This window comes from Kocuria sp. CPCC 205297 (assembly GCF_040981035.1).
In the GTDB taxonomy this organism is placed as follows: Bacteria; Actinomycetota; Actinomycetes; order Actinomycetales; family Micrococcaceae; genus Kocuria; species Kocuria marina.
Genome location: NZ_JAVKPY010000012.1, coordinates 20,205 through 39,328 on the forward strand (window position 1 = coordinate 20,205; position 19,124 = coordinate 39,328).

A 19,124-nucleotide genomic window follows, 5' to 3' on the forward strand; every position below is an offset into this window, starting at 1 on the left:
AGGACGGGTTACTCGATCACACCGCACGCCAGGCGGCTGCCGGCGTCACCCGTGGAGCGGGTGTCCTCGTCCGGTCCCTCCGGGGCGTAGCGCTCGGGGATGTTCGCGTAGTTGTCCGGGCCGGAGTGGATCATCAGCGCGGAGCCGTTGTCGTCCCGCAGGTTCTCGGCCGTGAGCCGGTCCGTCTCGAACGACATGGCCGCCCGCCCGGATTCCGTCACCAGCAGCGCGGGAAGGTCACCCGCATGCTCCGGATGGCGAGCGTCGTCGCCACCCAGGTGCCCGCCGGCGGACAGGAATGCGCCGGTCTCGGAGGGATCGTCCGGCGCGGAACTCTCCGCCTCGCACACGCCGTTGCCGTGCACGTGCAGGCCGTAGTACCCCGGTTCCAGACCGGAGAACTCGACCGAAACCCGCATCGCATCCTGGTCGGCCTCGGTGAACTGCGCGGTGCCGACCTCCATTCCCTCGGCATGACGCACCGTGGCGGTGGCCAGGGGACCCGGGCTCGACGCCGCCGTCGCGGCCCCCTGCCCGCCCGTCGGATCCGCGGTGGTGGCGTCATTGCCCTCGCCGCACGCGGCCAGTGTCAGCATGCCCGCGAGCCCCAGGAAAGCCAGTCCGCCGCGGGCTCGGAAGGGGCGATGGGTGGTGGGGGGCTCGTCGGTGGCCGGGGGTGTCATTGCGCTCGCGTTCATGGCATCTCCTCATCGTCGGTCCGCTGGGCCGGCGAGGGTCGTGATGCCGACCATGCAACGGAGGTGGCGATTCCACCGTACACATGACGAGGGTCACAATCGGGAGTATTGCCAGGTGAGAGGCCGGTTCCGCACCGCGCACGGGGTGCCCCCGGGCCGACATCCGGCACCCCGGCGGCTACTGTGAGGACATGACGGAGTCAGCAACGCAGGAGTCGGTGGACGTGATCGTGATCGGCGGCGGCGCGGTGGGAGAGAACGCCGCGCAGTACGCGATCGAGGGCACGGACCTCACCGCAGTCATCGTGGAGGGTCACCTACTGGGCGGGGAGTGCTCGTACTACGCGTGCATGCCCAGCAAGGCGCTGTTGCGCCCGGTCGACGTGACGGGACTGACGGACGACCTCGAGGGCGTCGTCCCCACGCGGCTCGACCGGGACGGCATGCTCGCGCGGCGCGACTCGTTCGTCTCCGACTACGACGACTCCTCCCAGGTCGAGTGGGCCGAGTCCGCGGGCATCCGCGTGGTGCGCGGCCACGCCCGCCTCGTGGGCGAGCGCTCGGTGCGCATCGAGGCCGACGACGCCGCCGCGCGCACCCTCACCGCGCGGCACGCCGTGATCCTCGCGACCGGCAGCGAGCCGAGCATCCCCTCCGAGTTCGACGGAGCGCACCCGTGGACGTCCGCGGACGCGACCGGCGTGGTCGAGACGCCGGAGAGCATCGCGATCGTGGGCGGGGGAGTCGTGGCATGTGAGGCCGCGGTGTGGCTCAACGCCCTGGGATCCCGGGTGACCCTGCTCGTGCGGGGCTCGGGTTTGCTGTCCGGCAACGAACCGTTCGCGGGGGACACCGTCCTGGACGGGTTACGCGCCAGCGGCGTGGAAGTGGTGCTCGACGCATCCGTCACCAAGTGCACCCGCAGCGATGCCGAGGACACGGGGCTGGGCCGGGTCCACGGCGGGCCGGTCCACCTGGAGACCTCCGCCGGGACCGTCGACGTGGCCGAGGTGCTCGTGGCCACAGGCCGTACCCCGCGGTTGCGGGACGTGGGACTCGACGCGGTCGGGCTGAGCGCGGGCGACGTCCTCCATGAGAAGCTCCCCGCATGGCTGCACGCCGTGGGCGATGCCAGCGGCGATGTGCCCCTGACCCACTGGGGCAAGTACCGCGCACGGGTCATCGGGGCCAGGATCAAGGCGGCGGCCACGGGGGCGCCCGCGCCGTACGAGGTGGAGAATCCGCCGGTGCCCCAGGTCGTGTTCACGCAACCGCAGGTCGCGCAGACGGGACTGACGGAAGCCTCCGCGCGGGACCGGGGGATCGACGTCGTCACCGCGGAGGTGCCCTACAACGGTGCGGCCGGCGCGGCGCTGCTGCGTGACACCGTCTCCGGAAAGGCCAAGATCGTCGTGGACCGGGAGACCCGGTGCCTCGTGGGCGCCACGTTCGCGGGCCCGGACGCTGGCGAGCAACTGCACGCGGCCACGATCGCGATCACGGGGAAGGTACCGGTGCACGTGCTGCGCCACGCGGTGCCCAGCTATCCCACGGTCTCGGAACTGTGGTTGCGGCTGCTCGAGGAACTGCCCGAGCAACTGCGCCGGGCGCCGGAGTAAAAGGTTCCCGAATCCGCTCGCGACGGCCATACTGGGACCGAATCATCCGGGATGCGTTCGTCGAAGGAGCCTCACATGACCCCCTCACTCGCCACGTACATCGCCCTGCCCGGAACCACCGCCGAAGCCATGGAGCACTGGCACGACGTGTTCGGGGGTGACCTGCACATCCTGCGCTACGGCGACATGGACCTGCAGGGCATGCCGTTCGAACCGGATCCCCAGGCCGTGGCCCACTCGACGTTGACCATGCCCGGCGGAGTGATCGCCGCCGGTGACGCCATGGGGGACGGCGACTACCCGCTCACCGGGACCGCCTACTCCCTGCTCTACACGACGGAGACGGCCACGGAGGCGCGGGCCCTCATCGAGAAGCTCGAGGCTGGCGGTGGCCACACGGGCATGACGTTCGAGAAGGCCCCGTGGGGCGACTGGTACGGCCAGGTCTTCGACCGCTACGGCGTGATGTGGTCGTTCTCGGCGTCCCAGGAATGACGTCCGTCGGGGCCGATATCGGTCCCGGTGCCACCAGGGCCTCCGATACCGTCACCGCGCCGCCCACCCTGCGGCCACTCCACGCCGACGACGCCGCTGCCGTCCTCTCCGCGTTCCGTTCCGACCCGCCCATGTCCCGGCAGGGCACGGTGACCACGTCGGAAGAGGCAGAGGAGTACGTCCACCGGTTCACCGACCCGGGCGGAAGCAAGGTCGCGTGGGCCGTGTGCCACGGGGACGGGCCCGTGGGGCTCGTGTGCATCGCGGTGGACGAGCAGAACCGGAACGGTTGGTTCTCCTACTGGATGACGGAGGCTGTCCGTGGCCGCGGGTGGACGTGGACACCTACGGACGGCTGCGAACGGATCCCCGGTGGCAGGGCAGCGCGGCGGCGGCCCGGTTGCGGTCCGGCGACCGCCGGCGCTACCGCACGGCCACGGCGTGACCCACGGTCGCGGGGTGTTTCCGGGAGAACTCCACGGGGAAGTCGGTCGTGATCCGATCCACGCCCAGGGCCACCATGCGGTTGAAATTTCGCTCGGCGTTCACCGTGTACACGCTCATGCCCAGCCCTGCCGCACGGACCCGGTCCACCGCGGCCACATTGAGCCAGCGGTGGTTGGACCCCACCTGCCCCGCGTAGGTGGAAATCCGCGCGAGGGTCTCGGCATCGGGAACCCGGTACACGAGCTGCTGCAGGGGGACCTCCGGGGCCAGCACCGCGAAGCGCTGATTGGAAGCAGCGTCGAACCCCAGGACCTCGATTCGCCCGTCGCGGACCAGACGCTGCCACCGGGGATCCGATCGCAGACGCTCCACGATGATGTGCTCGATACCGGGGGACGTGACCGGGGACTTGATCTCGATGAACACGCCGATCGCGTCGCGCGCAACCTCCACGGCGTCGTCGAAGTGCGGGATGCGCTCGCCCCGGAACGCGCCGGAGAAGGACGAACCAGTGTCCAGCCGTTGCAATTCGGCCCATGTGAACGACGTGACCGGATCGTTCTCCCGACCCGGGAACACCTCGGCGGCGTTCGTGGTGCGCGCGGGGGTGGGGTCGTGGAACGCGAAGGGCACACCGTCCGCGGAGAGCTGGACGTCGAGCTCGAAGAACTGCGCACCCGAGGAACGGGCCACCTCGAACGCCGCCACCGTGTTCTCGGGTGCGACCCCCGCGGCTCCGCGGTGGCCGATCAACAGGTGGGCCGGCGCAGTGGTCATTCCCGCAGTGTCCTCCCGCCCGCGGGGTGCTGTCAGGAGGGCCGTGGGCCGGATCCAGCGGAGGGGGTCCGTTGCGAGACGGTCGGTCAGGGGGGTCGTGCGGGTGCGCATCCAGAGCCTCTCACGGGTTGCCGTACGGAGATGGCCTTGCCGGTCGCGTGGTGATGACCGGCGAACGGGCCGAACCCATGGTCGCGGGGGGACATGACGGCTGTGGAGCACCCCGATGACCGGGGTGTTAACTCGGCACCACGGACCACAGCCGGTGTATTAACCCGGCGTCCGCCGCCGAATGCACCTCCGGCGGATCGCACCCGGTCCGTTACTCCAGCGGGTCATCCTTGGTGCGGACCAGCGTGACCCGGACCAGGGCCGCGGCCAGGATGGGGAGTTTTTCGGGCGGGACGAGGTCCGCGAGGTCGTGGGCGTCGTCGGGCAGACCGATGCGCCGGGCGCCGCCCAGGGCCTTAGCGTCGAAGAACGGCGCGAGGCCGGGCCAGACACCCTGTACCTCCCGGGCGAAAATCGCGGCGCCCGCGGGGCCGATCCCCGGGAACTGTTGGAGCGCGTCGAGGACGTCGTCGGTACCGTCCGCGCGCTCACGCACGCGGCGCAGATCCCCGCCGTACTCGTCGATCAGGAGGGCGGCGCCGTCGCCGAGCATTGTGGAGGTGCGCTCGTCGTAACGCTTGTAGCCGCCGCGACCCAGCGCCTGAACCCGTTGCCGCCACGACGCCGCGCGCATCCGTTCCGGGGTGCGGTACCCGGCCGTGAACAGCTCGCGCGCGGAGGCGATCGCCACCTTGGCCCCGATGCGCGCGGACAGCAGATTGGCCAGCACCAGCAGCTGGAACAGGGGAGCGGGTGTGTCCCGCAGCTCGATGCCGGCGTCCTGCGCGTACGTGGTGCCGTGGCGCTCCAACAGCACGTGCACGGTGCCCTCGTGCGATCGCGTCATGCGTCCCTCCCTGCCTGGATGTCTGTGTCCGTGTCGTCCGGCATCATGTCGCCCACGACCGGATCGTTCGGGGCCGTGCTGCTCACGACGGCGTGAATTCCGCTCCCGGCCAACTCTCTCGTGCGCACCGTCACTAGTAAATAAACTGACAATCAACGCCACATCGCGGTGGCGGACCCCACGGTTTGGTGGGCATTCACAGCCTCGACGAAAGGAAGTGCCATGGCGGAGAACACCGACGACATCCAGAAGGTGCGGGACATCATCAAGGGCACCCGCATCGCCATGCTCACCCACGTGGACGGGGATGGTCACCTGGTGTCCAAGCCCATGGCCACGCAGGAGGTCGAGTTCGACGGCACCGTGCGGTTCATCGCGGAGCGCGACTCCGAGCAGGCACAGGCCCTGCAGCAGCGCCCCGAGGTGAACGTGGCCTACTCGGGTTCCGGCTCGTGGGTGTCCGTGTGCGGCACCGCGCGCATCGTCAACGACGAGGCCAAGCTCAAGGAACTGTGGAGCAGCTTCACCGGTTCGTGGCTCCAGGGCGGCCCGGAGAACCCCAACAACATCCTCATCGAGATCGACGGCCACAGCGCCGAGTACTGGGACAGCCCGGGTAACAGCAAGGTGACCCAGGTGGCCAACTTGATCAAGTCCAAGGTCAAGGGCGACACCGTGGACGGCGAGAACAAGGTCGTGGATCTCTGATCCGACCCGCCCGTCCGACGGCCGTTCGATCCCCATGGATCGGGCGGCCGTTGCGCATGTCGGGGCTCGTCCGGCACGGGGCGCCTCGTCCGGGCGGGGCCCGCGCGCCTACCATGGGGTATGACCGTACGCCTGCTGTCGATCGAGACCGCCGTCCCCGACACCGTGATCCGGCAGGAGGACGTGTCCCGGCTGTTCGCCGAGCAGCCGGGGATGACCAGGCTCGGCACGCGCGTGGTGCGTTCCGCCTTCGCAGGCGCCGGGGTGAGCACACGTCACACGGTCCTGCCCGAGCTGGGCGTTGTGGCATCGGGGACCGTTGACGGGGGCGACGCCGCGGCGTCGCCGTTCGTGGATCCCACGACCCGGCACCTGCGCTCGCCGGGAACGCACGCACGCAACCAGCTCTACACCGAGCACGCCAAACGGATGTTCGTGACAGCCGCCCGGGCGGCCCTCGACGCCGCGGCCCCCGGGATCGAGCTCGCGGACGTGACCCACGTGATCACGGTGTCCTGCACCGGGTTCTTCGCGCCGGGCCCGGACGTGCGCGTGACCAAGGACCTGGGGCTACCCGCGGACGTGAAGCGGATGCACCTGGGGTTCATGGGCTGCAATGCCGCGTTCCCCGCCCTGCAAGCCGCGTACACCGCGTGCCGCGCGGATCCGGACGCCGTGGTGCTCGTGGTGTGCGTGGAGCTGTGCACCCTGCACCTGCACGTGCGCAACGATCCCGACACCGTGATGGGCAACGCCCTGTTCGCGGACGGTGCGGCCGCCGCGGTGGTGACGGGGCGCGACGCCGCCGCTCCCGGCGCTACCCTCGAGCTCGTGGACTTTGAGACGACCCTGGCCCCAGTGGGCGAGGAGGAACTCGCGTGGAGCGTGGGGGACGAGGGCTTCGAGATGATCCTGGGGACCTACGTGCCGCGGATCATCGACGACCACGTGACGGACGCCCTCGCACCCCTGCTGGACCGCGCGGGGTTGAGCGCGGACCGGATCCCCCTGTGGGCCGTGCACCCGGGGGGACGCAGCATCCTGGACAAGGTGCAGGGACGGCTCGCGCTCACGGACGAGCAGATGGCCCCCTCCCGGGGAGTGCTCGCGGACGCCGGGAACATGAGCAGCGCGACCATCCTGTTCGTGCTCGAGCGCATTGTGCGAGCGGGGGACCCGGGCATCGTGGCGGCGCTCGCGTTCGGCCCCGGCCTGAGCATCGAGAGCGCCCTGCTGCGGGTCCGTCCCGCGTCCGAGACGACGTGAGCGATGAAGCCTATGCTGCGCAACAACCCTCTGCCGCACGCTGATGTCCTGGGCCGCCGCGACCCCCTGCTCCGCCACCGCTGCGTGGACGAGCCGGAGCTCATGGACGATCCGGCCTGCGATCCGGTGGCCCTGGACAACACCTACCGCTTGTTCGGGGTGATCAACCCGCTCGTTGCATCCTGGCGGCCCGTCTACCGCCGGTATGTACGTCCCGCGTTGCGTGCCGCTGCCCGAGAGGGCCGCCCCGGCACCGTGCTGGACATCGGGTGCGGCGGGGGCGACGTCGCCCGGGCCATCACCCGGTGGGCCGCTCGCGACGGGCTGGACGTGCGGATTACCGGGATCGACCCGGACGCCCGGGCCACACGGTGGGCGGCCGCGCACGACCGCGGAGTGGGCGCCACCTACCGGACGCTCGCGAGCCACGATCTGGTGGCAGCGGGGGAACGCTACGACGCCGTGATCTCCAACCACATGCTCCACCACCTGACACGGAAGGAGCTGTCCGCCGTGCTGGCGGACTCACGTCGGCTGACCCGTAGGGTAGCGGTGCACAACGACCTGCGCCGCAGCCGCGCGGCCTGGCTGCTGTACTGGGTGGCCACGCTGCCGCTCGCACGAGCCAGGGTGTTCGTGCGCTTCGACGGTCTGCTGTCCATCCGGCGCAGCTACCGCCCCGGAGAGCTGCGCCAGGCGCTGCCCCCGGGGTGGCGGGCCGTGCAACAGCGGTTCTTCCGGCTGCTGGCGGTGCACACCGGCCAGGACGCGGAGCCGGTCCAGGCGGACCGGGATCAGGTGGACACCCCGCAGAAGGACCGGACTCAGTCGGACCCGGGACGCACGTCCTGATCCCAGCCCTGCTGAGGCGTCTCGCACGTCTCCCGGAACACGTACTGGGAGGGGCGTTTGCGCTCGCGGCTGGACCAGTCGATCGCCGGGCGGTGGGTGCGCTCGGGTACGTAGCCCAGCCGGTACACGGCCATGAGCTCCAGATCCTCCGGAACGCGCAGCACGTCCACGATCCGCTGCCACTGGTGCGGTGCCTCCATGGGGAAGGACACGAACTGGATCCCCATACCCAACTCCACCGTGGTGAGCCACAGGTTCTCCATGGCGGCACCCATGCTGAACACCGAGTAGAACCCGGACAGTTCCTCCGGGCGGTATTCGCCGCGCTCGAGCATCACGCCGATCAGCAGCGGGGACCCCGCCACGAGCTTGCGGTTCTCCTCGCCCAGGGTCTGGGGCACGCGCAGCTTGTTCATGAGGCTCTGCCCGGAGGGCGTGAACGCCTTGGACGTGAACGGGCGCAGCAGCGCGGGCAGTTTGTCGAACAGCATGCCGCTGCGCTGGGCGTCCATCTCCTTCTGGCTGAACCGGAAGTATTTCTTGTACCGGTCGAAGAACGTGCCCGCGCCCATGACCTCGGTCATGCTCTCCCCGCTGATCCGGGCGACGGTCTCGATCGTGTCCCGGTTCTCGATCAGCACGAACCGCCACGGCTGGCTGTTGAACTGGGAGGGAGCCGCGGCCGCCGCGCGGATCAGCAACTGTTGGTGCTCGGGGCTCACAGGATCCGGGCGGAACGGGCCGTTGGTGGTGCGGCGGTTGAACACGGCATCCAGGAATTCCACGATTCACCTCCAGGCCAGCGCGAGGCCGACCACGTAGCAGGGAGCCGCCGCGAGGGCGTCTCGGGTGTGACGTCGCAGCGGGCGCGCACCGTGGCGCTGCAACAGGAAGAGCGGGACGACCGCCGGTGCGAGGACCGCCGCCACTGGGGAGCGCTCACGCACCGCGGCCACGCATGCCGCCGCGGTCACGGCGGACGTGGTGATGTACAGACCGTGGTGGATCCACCGGACGTTCGAGGTGTTCACCCACCGGGCGGCCACGGACGCCCCCAGCGCGCAATTGGCGGTGTATGCACCGGCGGATGCGGTCACGAGCGTGCGCAGCAGGTTCATGACTCTCCTCGCCAGTGGGGTGCGTCCCGTGCGCTCATCGTGTCACACGTGGCATGCCACGGTGTCCAGCCACGCGGCCGCGCCGCCGTCCCGGTGGAGTGCGGGGGCGACGGCGCGTGGTGGCGTTGTCGAAACCGGGCGCCGGGGCGCGGCTCAGCCGACACCCGGGGGCCACTCGCCCGCGTGGTCCACGGACTCGGTGTTCGGGTTCCAGGAGTACGTGGACACAGCCCGCCCGCTCGCACCGGCATTGCTCTCGCCCTCCTTGGCCCACCGGTAGGTGACCTGGATGGCGGAGTCGGACAGCCGCACGGTCGCGGGCGAGAAGGCGATGCCCTCCTGGGTGGTCGTGCCCAGGTACTCGCCGTCGTGGAAGAGCATCTGCTGCGACGGGGAGGACGCCGTGCCCCTGCGGATCGTCAGCGTGACCCACGACAGGTCCGCGCACGGGTCGTACGTCTCGGTGTCGATCGCCACCCACTCGGCGTCGGGAACGTTGCCCTTGGGGAACGCCGGGCCCACCTTGTCGATGTTCTCGTTCACGGCCTGCTCCGCAGAGGTGTTCGCGCACGACCCGGACGGTTCGGGGGTCGCAGACGACGCCGCAGTGGTCGCCGCGGGGCTCTGCGACCCGGGCGCGGGGGTGTCGGACGCGGTCATGTGACTCTTGGGCTGCGCGGCGGGCGAGGAGCTGCATCCGGTGAGCCCGCCCAGTGACAGGACCAGGAGGGCGGCTGCCGCGGTCAACGTGCGTGTGCGGTGCATGACGAATCCTCTCGTCTCATCCGTTCCCCGATGTCCACGGGTGGTTCCAGCGCGAGGGCTCGTCTTCACTTAAGCAATACTTCTATGTGGATGCAAAAGAATCAGCCCGCGACCAGGGCATTCGTCCCGAAGACCGTCACGCGTCGTCGTCCGCGAAGCTGTCACCCGACCCACCCCAGGAGCCGTTCCGGGAGCGTGAACGCATGTATTCGCCCAGCACTGCGGCGTCGAGGTCCTCGGGATCCGGGGCGACCACCCGACCGCGCACCCGGCGCGCGAGCGCCGCGATGAAGCGGACGAGTCCGGGGTCGTCCCCCAGCCGGAACAGGGTGATCTCGGTGCCGCGCCGGGCCACGGCGTCCAGCTGCGCCACGGTGAGCCGCAGGGTCTCGGGATCGGGCGGGTACATGAACCATGCCTCGCCGCCGGGTTCCAGGTGGGCGGTGGCCTCACCGTCCGTGACCACGAGCAGCACGGGGTGCATGGTGGGGTGCTTGCGGAAGAAGCGCTGCGCGAGCAGCAGGCCGTGATGGAGGTTGGTGCCCTGTTCGTGCCACGCGGGCAGCGCGGTCAGCTCCCCGATGTCCATCGTCTGGGCGTAGCGGCCGAACGTGATGAGTTCGAGTGCGTCACCCCGGAAGCGGGTGGAGATCAATTGGTGCAGGGCGATCGCCGTGCGCTTCATGGGGACCCAGCGCCCGTTCAACGCCATGGAGAAGGACGTGTCCACGAGCAGTGCCACCGCCGCTTGCGTGCGCGCCTCCGTCTCGCGCACCTCGATGTCCTGGACGTCGATCCGCAGACCCGCACTCGGGTCCGCGCCCGACGCCGCCGTGCGGGTCACCGCGTTGGTCACCGCGCGGGTCACGTCCCACGGTTCCACGTCCCCGAACTGCCACGGGCGGGACGAGCCGGTCTGCTCACCGGCGGCCCCGGCGAGCCGGGTGTCCCGGCGGCCACTGCGACCGGAGAGTCTCCCGGCGGCGTCGCGCAACAGGGATTTGCCGAGCTTGCGCATGGCCCGCGGGGACAACCGCAATTCGCCGTCCGTGCCGCGGCGCAGGTAGCCGCTGTCCCGCATGGCGCGCTCGAGCTCGGTGAGCGTGCGCGCGGCGACGGCGGCGTCGTCGCCCAGTTGCCGGGCCAGGGCGGCCACGTCCAGGTCCGAGAGCGTGGAACCCGCATAGGACTGGGACAGCTGCTCGCTCAGGGCGTCCAGGTCCGCGAGGTCCTGCAGCACACCCGTCCCGTCCCCGAGACCGAGGCCTTGATCGCCCTCGAACTGCTCCGAACCGGACCAGTCCAACCCGGGACGCAGGCCCTGCAGCGCGGCGTCGAGGCGGTCCAGTTGAGACATCAGTTCGGGGGAGCCGAACGCCTGCGCGGACAGCGCCATGAGCTCCTCGCGCTGCTCCGGGGTCATGGACCGCATCATGCGCTGCGCGGCGGCGGAGCGCTGAGCCAGCGCGTCGATGAGCTCGTCGATGTCCTGGGGGTTCTCGGGGAACTGGTCCCCGTGCCGGTTCATGAACCGCTCGAAGTCCTCGGGTGTGTCCTCGCCGCGGGCGTGCTTCTCGAGCAGCTCGTTGAGGTCCTCGAGCATGCGGGAGACCGCGGCGCGGTCCTCGTCCGTGGCGTTCTGCAGCGCGTTCTTCATCCCCGCGAAGCGCTGCTCGAGCAGTTCGCGGCCCAGCAGGTCCTTGATCTGTTCGTAGTTGCGCCGTGCGGCGTCCGACTGCCAGTCGTAGTCGGACAGTTCCGTCACGGCCGCCGCGGTGGAGGACGGCAGGGCGTCCAGGCGCATCTCCCGGAACTGCCGGTCCGTGGGATCCATGCGCGCGTCCCGCAGGAACTGATCGCGTTCCTCGCGCAGCGCGCGGTCGAGCAGTTTCTTGGCCTCCTGCACCGTGCCGTCCAGGCGGTGCCGGCTCAGCAGGTCCCGACGCCGCTGATGCACCTGGCGCGCCAGATCGTCCAGTCCGCGCTGGTTGCGCCCGCCGCGGCGCAGGAATTCGCGCAGGGCCTGGTCGGGGGAGTAGCCGGCCATGACGTCCTCGGTCACGGCGTCCAGGACCTCCCCGAGGTCCACGGGTGGGGCCAGGGGATCGGGGCCGCCGGAGTAACGACCGTACCGTGAAGAATGCCGGGGTGTGCGCATGGGAGGCCTACCCGTAGACGGTTTCCCCGTCGCCGGACTCCTTGGAGAGCTTCCGGGTCAGGAACAGCCCCTCGAGGGCGAGTTCGACGGCGGTCGCGCGGTACCCGGGCCCCTCACCGCCCACGCGTTCGGCCAACCGGTCGTAGAGCTCGGAGTCCTCGAGGGCGGGCAGGGCGTCGAGGAACTCCTGGGCGCCCACGCGTTCGCCGGTCGTGATGGTGCGCTGACCGTCGAACGCGGCGACCAGGGGAGAGAGATCCAAGCCACGGAAGTGTTCCCGCACGGCCTGGGCGGTCGCGGTACGCAACAAGTGCTCCAGGATGTCGTCCTCGCGGCCTTCCTCACCGGATTCGAACTCGACCTTCCCGCCGAGTACGGCCACCGCGGTGTCCACGTCCACGAGCCGGGCCACGGCGGGGTCACCGGGGCGCACCGTGGCGCGGTGCCGGGCGGCGGCCGCCACGGTTTCAGCTCCCGCGATCGCGAAGCGCGCGGAGACACCCGAGGACTGGTTCACCGCGCTGGATTCACGCAGTTGTCGTGTGAACCGGGCCAGGATCTCCAGGATGATGTCGGGGACCTCGGCGGTGAGTTCGGCCTCCTGGCGGATCACGGCCATCTCATCCTCGAGTTCGAGCGGGTAGTGGGTGCGGATCTCCGCCCCGAAGCGGTCCTTGAGCGGGGTGATGATCCGGCCGCGGTTGGTGTAGTCCTCCGGGTTGGCGGAGGCCACGACCATGACGTCCAGCGGCAAGCGCAGCACATAGCCGCGGATCTGGATGTCCCGCTCCTCCATGACGTTGAGCAGGGCCACCTGGATGCGCTCGGCCAGGTCAGGTAATTCGTTGAGCGCCACGATCCCGCGGTTCGCGCGCGGGATCAGCCCGTAGTGGATGGTCTCGGGGTCCCCGAGCCGCCGCCCCTCCGCGACCCGCATGGGGTCCACGTCCCCGATCAGGTCCGCGACGGACGTGTCCGGGGTGGACAGCTTCTCCACGTAACGCTCGTCGCGATGGCGCCACGTGATCGGTAGGTCGTCACCCTCGGCGGCGATCCGCGCGGTGGACTCGGCGGTGAGCGGTTCGTAGGGGTGTTCGTTGAGTTCGGAGCCCGCGATCACGGGCGTCCACTCGTCCAACAGCCGTGGCAGGGTGCGCAGCAAGCGGGTCTTGCCCTGGCCGCGTTCACCCAGCAGCGCGACGTCGTGCCCCGCGATCAGCGCGCGCTCGAACTGGGGGATCACGGTGCGCTCGAAGCCGTGCAGTCCCTGCCACGGGTTCTCCCCCGCGGCGAGCGCCGCGAGCAAGTTGTCGCGGATCTCCCGGCGCAGGGATTTCAGCTCATGACCCGACGCGCGCAGGTCACCCAGGGTGCGGATGTCAGGTTGGGCGTTCACGCGCGTCACGCTACGCCCGGTGGGCGGCGGCGTCGAGCCCCCGGGGCGGTTCGGTGACGCCGTGTGACGGGCGGGGAGCCGTGCGGGGCGGGGCCCGTGACGCGGGGGCGGGTGCGTTCTAGGCTGACGAAGCATGAGCGACTCCCGCGGATCGACCACCGTCCTGCTCGTGCGTCACGGCCGCACCCCCACCACGGGTGAGCTGTTGCCGGGGCGTTCCCCGGGACTGCACCTGTCCGAGCAGGGGTGGGAGCAGGCGCGCGCCGCGGCCGAGCGGATTGCGGAACTGACCGTGAGCGCGCTGTACAGCTCGCCGCTCGAACGCGCGCGGGAGACCGCCCAGCCGAGTGCCGAGCTGCTGGGTCTGCCCGTCCGCGAGGACCCCGCCCTCCTGGAGCTCGACGTGGGGCAATGGACGGGGCGCGCGCTCAACGACCTCAACCGGTTGCCCGAGTGGCGCACCGTGCAGCACAATCCCTCCGCGTTCCGGTTCCCGGACGGGGAGAGCTTCCCCGAGATGCAGCAGCGCATGGTCGATGCCGTGCAGCGCCTGTGCACGCTCCACCCCGGTGGGACCGTGGTGTGCTTCTCCCACGCGGACCCCATTCGCGGGTTGCTGGCCCACGCGATGGGCACGCCCCTGGACAACTTCCAGCGGCTCAGCGTGGGGCCGTGCTCGATCTCGGTGCTGTCCTATCCCGCGGCGCCCGACGGTGCGGATGAGCCCTCCGGCGACGACACGAATCCGGTGGTGCTCACGGTCAACTCCACGCGGGATTCCCTGCGGGAGCTGGTGGCGTCGTGACGGGCCGGTCCGGCGCGACCCGGAGCGGGCGCGGGGGCCGCGGGACGGCGTCGTCGTGAGAGCGGCGTCGTGAGGGCGGAACGAGCGGACGAGCTGCTGCGCACGGGGGAGATCACGCTGCTCGGGCAGCTCGCGCGCAGCAGCAATGAGACGTTCCTCGTGGAGGTGCGCGCTCTGGCGTCGCAATCGGTCACCGGCACCGACGGCGACGCTCGTGTCGGCGAGGTCCCCGACCCTGAAGCCGCCGAGGCCTGCTCGGCTCCCGCGATCGGCGACGACGCCGCTCCGGCCGACTCACCCGTCGCGGCACCCGACCCCGACAACGCAGCTCCCGCAGCGACGTCGTTCGGTCCGCCGGACTCGGACACGGCATGCTGGGCCATCTACAAACCCGAGCTCGGGGAGCGGCCCCTGCACGACTTCCCGCCGGGTCTGTACCGCCGGGAGCGCGCCGCGTACCTGCTCAGCGAGGCGCTCGGCTGGGGAATCGTCCCGCTCACCGTGATCCGGGACGACGCCCCGTTCGGGACGGGATCGCTGCAGATGTTCGTGGCCGCGGACCCCCGGGAGCACTACTTCACGATTGTGGAGGACCACCCGGACACCCACCCGGTGCTGCGCGCCATGGCCGCCTTCGACGTGCTGACCAACAACACCGACCGCAAATCCGGCCACGTCCTGCGCGGCTGGGACGGGCGGGTCTGGGGGATCGACCACGGCCTGTGCTTCGCCGCGGCGTTCAAACTGCGCACCGTGATCTGGGAATTCGCGCGCGACCCCTTGCCCCCGGACCTCGTGGCGGACATTCAGGCGCTCGCCGAGAACGGCGCACTGCATGAGGTGACCGAGCTGCTGACGACCGAGGAGACGCGTGCCCTGCGTCGTCGTGCCCGTGCCCTCGCGCTGCTGGGCAGGCTCCCTGAGGACCCCTCCGGCATGCGCTACCCGTGGCCGCTCGTGTGAGCCGCCCCGGAGCGGTCCGCTGCGCGTGAAGCGGCCGGGGGTCCGGTGGAGGCGCGTGGCCGCGGCACCGTAGTCTGACCGTGCGCGTGACAGCGCGCTCGTCGAGAACCTGGCAAGGAGTAACCCATGACGCAGCCCATCCCGGACCCCAACCCGCTCGACAACCCCGAGGCCTCGGACGACACGTTCCGCGAGGACGAACTGATCGGCACCACCGGTGACGAGGACTCCGCGTGGGAGGAGGACGACGCCCAATGGGGTGCCGACGAGGATCCCCTGACCCACCCCGAGGAAGCCGACGTGGAGCAGGTGGCGCAGGAGGAGACGATCCCCGAGCTCGATACCACCTCCGAGACCCAGGACCCGGAGGTCGAGGCCCTCGTGCAGGACCCGCAGGCCGACCGCGAGGTCAACCGCTCGTTGCGGGACGGCGCAGACCAGACCATGGACCCCATGGACGAGCGCTGACGCGACACGCCGTCGCAGACCACCGACGACCCGTGGCGGCCGGGCGGCCCCACGGGCCGCCACGGGTCGTCGCCGTGCGGGCCGAATCCCGGCGTGAGCCGGGCCGATGCCGCCGTGCGGGCCGCGCGGGTCGTCGCCGTCGCGACACACCTGACACCTGGACGCGCGCGGTAAACGGTCTATTCTTGCGATATGTCCCGATTCAGCCCGCTCGAGTGGCCGGTCATCCGCCAACTCCGGACCGGAGATCACACCGGCCGCAGTTCCGCAGTGCAGTCCCAACGCACCCGTGACATCACCCCGCGCACCGCCACGGCGGACCGCGTGGTGCAGAGCATCTGCCCGTACTGCGCCGTGGGCTGCGGACAGAAGGTCTACGTCAAGGACGAGCGCGTCATTCAGATCGAGGGTGACCCGGACTCTCCCATCTCCCGCGGTCGTCTGTGCCCCAAGGGCTCCGCCAGTGAGCAGCTTGTGAACTCGCCGGGTCGACAAACTCAAGTGCTGTACCGCGCGCCCGGCGCCGCCGAGTGGCAGCCCCTGGATCGCGACACGGCCATCGACATGATCGCCGACCGTTTTCTCGAGTCCCGGCGCCGAGGCTGGCAGGACGCGGACGAGCAGGGCCGGCCGTTGCGCCGCACCATGGGCATCGCGTCCTTGGGCGGCGCCACGCTGGACAACGAAGAGAACTACCTGATCAAGAAGCTGTTCACTGCTGCGGGGGCCGTGCAGATCGAGAACCAGGCTCGGATTTGACACTCCGCCACGGTTCCCAGTCTGGGAACCTCCTTCGGGCGCGGCGGCGCCACCCAGTCCCTGCAGGACATGGCCAACGCGGACTGCATCGTCATCCAGGGCTCCAACATGGCCGAGTGCCACCCAGTGGGCTTCCAGTGGGTCACTGAGGCCAAGGCACGCGGCGCCCGCGTGATCCACGTGGACCCGCGGTTCACGCGCACCTCTGCCGTGTCGGACAAGCACCTGCCCATCCGCGCGGGTTCGGACATCGTGCTGCTGGGTGCACTGATCAACTACGTGCTGAGCAACAACCTCTGGTTCCACGAGTACGTGGTCTCCTACACGAACGCCTCCACCTTGATCAGCGAGGACTTCGAGGATGCCGAGGACCTGAACGGGTTGTTCTCCGGTTACGACCCGGAGAGCGGCTCCTACCACCTGGGGTCGTGGGCCTACCAGACCGAGGACTCCGAGGGGCAGGACTCCCGCGGAGAGGCGTCCGACGACGCCGCGGGCCGCGGCGTCGACAACCACGGCGTCGAGCACGAGCACGCCAAGGGTGCCAAGCAGCGGGCCGAGGCCGGTGGCGACGAGTTCGGCAGCGGCGGCGCACCCGTGGGCGGGGGCGCTTCAGTGCGGGACGAGACCCTGCAGCACCCGCGCACCGTGTTCCAGATCCTCAAGCGCCACTTCTCCCGGTACACGCCGGAGATGGTGCGGGAGACGTGCGGCATCTCGGAGGCGGACTTCGAGTACCTGGCACGCTCCGTCACGGAGAACTCCGGTCGGGACCGCACCACGTGCTTCGCGTACGCGGTGGGCTGGACCCAGCACACGCTGGGCGCCCAGTTCATCCGCACGGCGTCCATCCTGCAGCTGCTGCTGGGCAACATGGGACGCCCCGGTGGCGGCATCATGGCCCTGCGCGGGCACGCGACCATCCAGGGCTCCACGGACATCCCCACGCTGTTCAACCTCCTGCCGGGATACCTGCCCATGCCGTCCGTGACGGCGCAGACCCTGGACGACTACGTGGACGGGATCCGCACCACCAACCAGAAGGGGTACTGGGCCAACGCCCGGTCCTACGCCGTCAACCTGCTCAAGTCGTGGTGGGGGGACGCCGCCACGGCCGAGAACGACTACGCGTACGACTACATCCCGCGCATCAACGGGGCCCACGGCACGTACCAGACGCTGATGTCCATGCTCAAGGACCAGGTGGAGGGGTACTTCCTGCTGGGGCAGAACCCCGCGGTGGGTTCGGCCAACGGGCGGCTGCAGCGCATGGGAATGTCCCACCTCAAGTGGCTCGTGGTGCGGGACCTGAACATGATCGAGTCCGCCACGTGGTGGAAGGACGGCCCGGAGATCGCCTCGGGGGAGCTGAAGACCGAGGACATCCAGACCGAGGTCTTCTTCATGCCCGCGGCCACGCACGTGGAGAAGTCCGGCTCCTTCACCCAGACCCAGCGTCTGGTGCAGTGGCGCCACCAGGCGGTCACCCCGCCGGGGGACGCGCAGAGCGATCTGGAGTTTTTCTTCGAGCTGGGCAAGCGGGTCCGCGAACGCGTGGCTGACTCCACGGACCCACGGGATCGGCCGCTGCTGGACCTCACGTGGGACTACCCGCTCACGGAGGAGGGGGAGCCGGACGCCGAGGCCGTCCTGGCCGAGATCAACGGCCGGTTCCTCACGGGCCCGGACGCCGGCAAGCCCCTGAGCTCCTACAACCAGATGAAGGACGACGGCAGCACTGCCGGCGGATGCTGGATCTACACGGGCATCTACGCGGGCGGCGTGAACCGCGCCGCCATGCGCGTGCCCGGGCAGGTGCAGGACGAGATCGCCTCCGAGTGGGCGTGGGCGTGGCCCGCGAACCGTCGCATCCTCTACAACCGTGCCTCCGCGGACCCCCAGGGCAAGCCCTGGAGCGAGCGCAAGAAGCTCGTGTGGTGGGACGAGGAGAACCACACCTGGACGGGCAAGGACAATCCGGACTTCCCGCTGGACCGGGAGCCCGGAAGCCATCCCGACCCGCAGCAGGGCGGCCCCGACGCGCTCGCCGGTGACGACCCCTTCATCATGCAGGCGGACGGCAAGGCCTGGCTCTTCGCACCCAAGGGCATGATGGACGGGCCCCTGCCCACGCACTACGAGCCGCAGGAATCGCCTGTGGACAACCCGCTGTACACGCAGCAACAGAGTCCAACGCGCGTCATGTTCCCGCGGGAGGACAACCTCTCCGCGGCCAGCGGTGACGCACCGGGCACGGACGTCTACCCGTTCATGTTCACCACGTACCGGCTCACGGAGCACCACACGGCCGGCGGCATGAGCCGGTGGCTGCCGTACCTCTCCGAGCTGCAGCCCGAAATGTTCTGCGAGATCTCACCAGAACTCGCGGAGCTGAAGGGGCTGGAGCCGTACGGATGGGCCACGATCGTCTCACCGCGTTCGGCCATAGAGGTCAGGGTGCTCGTCACGGACCGGATGACCCCGCTCACGGTGGGAGGCAAAACCATCCACCAGATCGGCCTGCCCTACCACTGGGGTGCGGGCACGGACGCGGTGGTCACCGGTGACGGGGCGAACGACCTGCTGGGCATCACGCTGGACCCCAACGTGCAGATCCAGAACTTCAAGACGGGTTCGTGTGACATCCTCCCCGGGCGGCGGCCGCGCGGTGCGGAGCGCAACGAGCTGGTGCTGGAGTACCAGCAGCGGGCGGGCCTCACGGTGCGCACGGGCATGGATCGGATCACGGATCCCGAGCGGGAGCTCAACCAGGATCCGCTGCGGGCACGCGACAGCGGGGACGTCGCCGGACGGTCCACGGCCTACACGGCGGGGACCGCCACGACGGACCAGGGAGAAGACAAGTGAGCAC

Annotated in this window: 18 protein-coding genes; 10 read left to right on the forward strand and 8 right to left on the reverse strand. The window is 70.1% G+C overall.

Translation table 11 applies throughout. The features are described from left to right. Window positions 1-8 precede the first annotated feature (8 nt). Window positions 9-698 carry a superoxide dismutase family protein gene (locus tag RF650_RS11700; protein WP_082943248.1) on the reverse strand — a complete coding sequence of 230 codons (690 nt, stop codon included), beginning with the start codon at window positions 696-698 and terminating at the stop codon, window positions 9-11. A 191-nt stretch (window positions 699-889) separates the two neighbouring features. On the opposite strand from RF650_RS11700, the gene RF650_RS11705 reads away from it, so the two are divergent. From RF650_RS11705 to RF650_RS11715, 3 genes are all read left to right on the forward strand, one after another. Beyond that, on the forward strand, window positions 890-2,317 hold the full coding sequence (locus tag RF650_RS11705; RefSeq protein ID WP_368814996.1) for an NAD(P)/FAD-dependent oxidoreductase: 1,428 nt from the start codon (window positions 890-892) through the stop codon (window positions 2,315-2,317). A gap of 75 nt (window positions 2,318-2,392) precedes the next feature. Continuing rightward, window positions 2,393-2,812, forward strand: a complete 420-nt coding sequence (locus RF650_RS11710) for a VOC family protein (RefSeq protein WP_368814997.1) — start codon at window positions 2,393-2,395, stop codon at window positions 2,810-2,812. Further along, window positions 2,809-3,309 (forward strand): GNAT family N-acetyltransferase, encoded by a 501-nt coding sequence (locus RF650_RS11715; protein ID WP_368814998.1) that lies wholly within the window; start codon window positions 2,809-2,811, stop codon window positions 3,307-3,309. Before RF650_RS11710 ends, RF650_RS11715 begins: the two co-directional genes overlap by 4 nt. Here the strand turns inward: RF650_RS11715 and RF650_RS11720 are convergent. Together RF650_RS11720 and RF650_RS11725 are read right to left on the reverse strand one after the other, a co-directional pair. Beyond that, the gene (locus RF650_RS11720; RefSeq protein WP_368814999.1) at window positions 3,236-4,036 is read right to left on the reverse strand and encodes a glycerophosphodiester phosphodiesterase; all 801 of its coding nucleotides are present in this window, start codon (window positions 4,034-4,036) and stop codon (window positions 3,236-3,238) included. The two genes, RF650_RS11715 and RF650_RS11720, sit on opposite strands and share 74 nt — an antisense overlap. A gap of 322 nt (window positions 4,037-4,358) precedes the next feature. Continuing rightward, window positions 4,359-4,994, reverse strand: a complete 636-nt coding sequence (locus tag RF650_RS11725) for an endonuclease (RefSeq protein ID WP_368815000.1) — start codon at window positions 4,992-4,994, stop codon at window positions 4,359-4,361. A 222-nt stretch (window positions 4,995-5,216) separates the two neighbouring features. On the opposite strand from RF650_RS11725, the gene RF650_RS11730 reads away from it, so the two are divergent. From RF650_RS11730 to RF650_RS11740, 3 genes are all read left to right on the forward strand, one after another. After that, window positions 5,217-5,702: a pyridoxamine 5'-phosphate oxidase family protein gene (locus RF650_RS11730; RefSeq protein WP_064846016.1), complete on the forward strand. Its 486-nt coding sequence runs from the start codon at window positions 5,217-5,219 to the stop codon at window positions 5,700-5,702. 120 nt (window positions 5,703-5,822) lie between these two features. Further along, window positions 5,823-6,968 carry a type III polyketide synthase gene (locus tag RF650_RS11735; protein WP_368815001.1) on the forward strand — a complete coding sequence of 382 codons (1,146 nt, stop codon included), beginning with the start codon at window positions 5,823-5,825 and terminating at the stop codon, window positions 6,966-6,968. Between the two features lie 12 nt (window positions 6,969-6,980). Next, a complete protein-coding gene (locus RF650_RS11740) occupies window positions 6,981-7,820 on the forward strand; it encodes a class I SAM-dependent methyltransferase (protein ID WP_368815002.1) in 840 nt (279 codons plus the stop codon). Here RF650_RS11740 and RF650_RS11745 read toward each other — a convergent pair. From RF650_RS11745 to RF650_RS11765, 5 genes are all read right to left on the reverse strand, one after another. After that, window positions 7,793-8,605: a nitroreductase family protein gene (locus RF650_RS11745; protein WP_131332553.1), complete on the reverse strand. Its 813-nt coding sequence runs from the start codon at window positions 8,603-8,605 to the stop codon at window positions 7,793-7,795. The genes RF650_RS11740 and RF650_RS11745 overlap by 28 nt on opposite strands. Window positions 8,606-8,608: 3 nt before the next feature. Continuing rightward, the gene (locus tag RF650_RS11750) at window positions 8,609-8,938 is read right to left on the reverse strand and encodes a hypothetical protein (RefSeq protein WP_368815003.1); all 330 of its coding nucleotides are present in this window, start codon (window positions 8,936-8,938) and stop codon (window positions 8,609-8,611) included. Window positions 8,939-9,091: 153 nt separating this feature from the next. Then, the gene (locus RF650_RS11755) at window positions 9,092-9,703 is read right to left on the reverse strand and encodes an LppP/LprE family lipoprotein (RefSeq protein ID WP_131332554.1); all 612 of its coding nucleotides are present in this window, start codon (window positions 9,701-9,703) and stop codon (window positions 9,092-9,094) included. 136 nt (window positions 9,704-9,839) lie between these two features. Next, window positions 9,840-11,861: a hypothetical protein gene (locus tag RF650_RS11760; protein ID WP_368815004.1), complete on the reverse strand. Its 2,022-nt coding sequence runs from the start codon at window positions 11,859-11,861 to the stop codon at window positions 9,840-9,842. 7 nt (window positions 11,862-11,868) lie between these two features. Continuing rightward, window positions 11,869-13,257 carry a sigma 54-interacting transcriptional regulator gene (locus tag RF650_RS11765; RefSeq protein WP_131332556.1) on the reverse strand — a complete coding sequence of 463 codons (1,389 nt, stop codon included), beginning with the start codon at window positions 13,255-13,257 and terminating at the stop codon, window positions 11,869-11,871. A 133-nt stretch (window positions 13,258-13,390) separates the two neighbouring features. Between RF650_RS11765 and RF650_RS11770 the strand changes: the two genes are divergently transcribed. The 4 genes from RF650_RS11770 (at window position 13,391) to fdh (ending at window position 19,120) form a co-directional block, all read left to right on the forward strand. After that, a complete protein-coding gene (locus RF650_RS11770; RefSeq protein WP_312918354.1) occupies window positions 13,391-14,062 on the forward strand; it encodes a histidine phosphatase family protein in 672 nt (223 codons plus the stop codon). Window positions 14,063-14,131: 69 nt separating this feature from the next. Continuing rightward, window positions 14,132-15,025 (forward strand): SCO1664 family protein, encoded by an 894-nt coding sequence (locus RF650_RS11775; protein ID WP_368815005.1) that lies wholly within the window; start codon window positions 14,132-14,134, stop codon window positions 15,023-15,025. Between the two features lie 126 nt (window positions 15,026-15,151). Beyond that, window positions 15,152-15,493, forward strand: coding sequence for a hypothetical protein (locus RF650_RS11780; RefSeq protein WP_368815006.1), 342 nt, complete (start codon window positions 15,152-15,154; stop codon window positions 15,491-15,493). 192 nt (window positions 15,494-15,685) lie between these two features. After that, window positions 15,686-19,120 carry a formate dehydrogenase gene (gene fdh / locus RF650_RS11785; protein ID WP_368815007.1) on the forward strand — a complete coding sequence of 1,145 codons (3,435 nt, stop codon included), beginning with the start codon at window positions 15,686-15,688 and terminating at the stop codon, window positions 19,118-19,120. The last annotated feature ends 4 nt before the right edge of the window (window positions 19,121-19,124 follow it).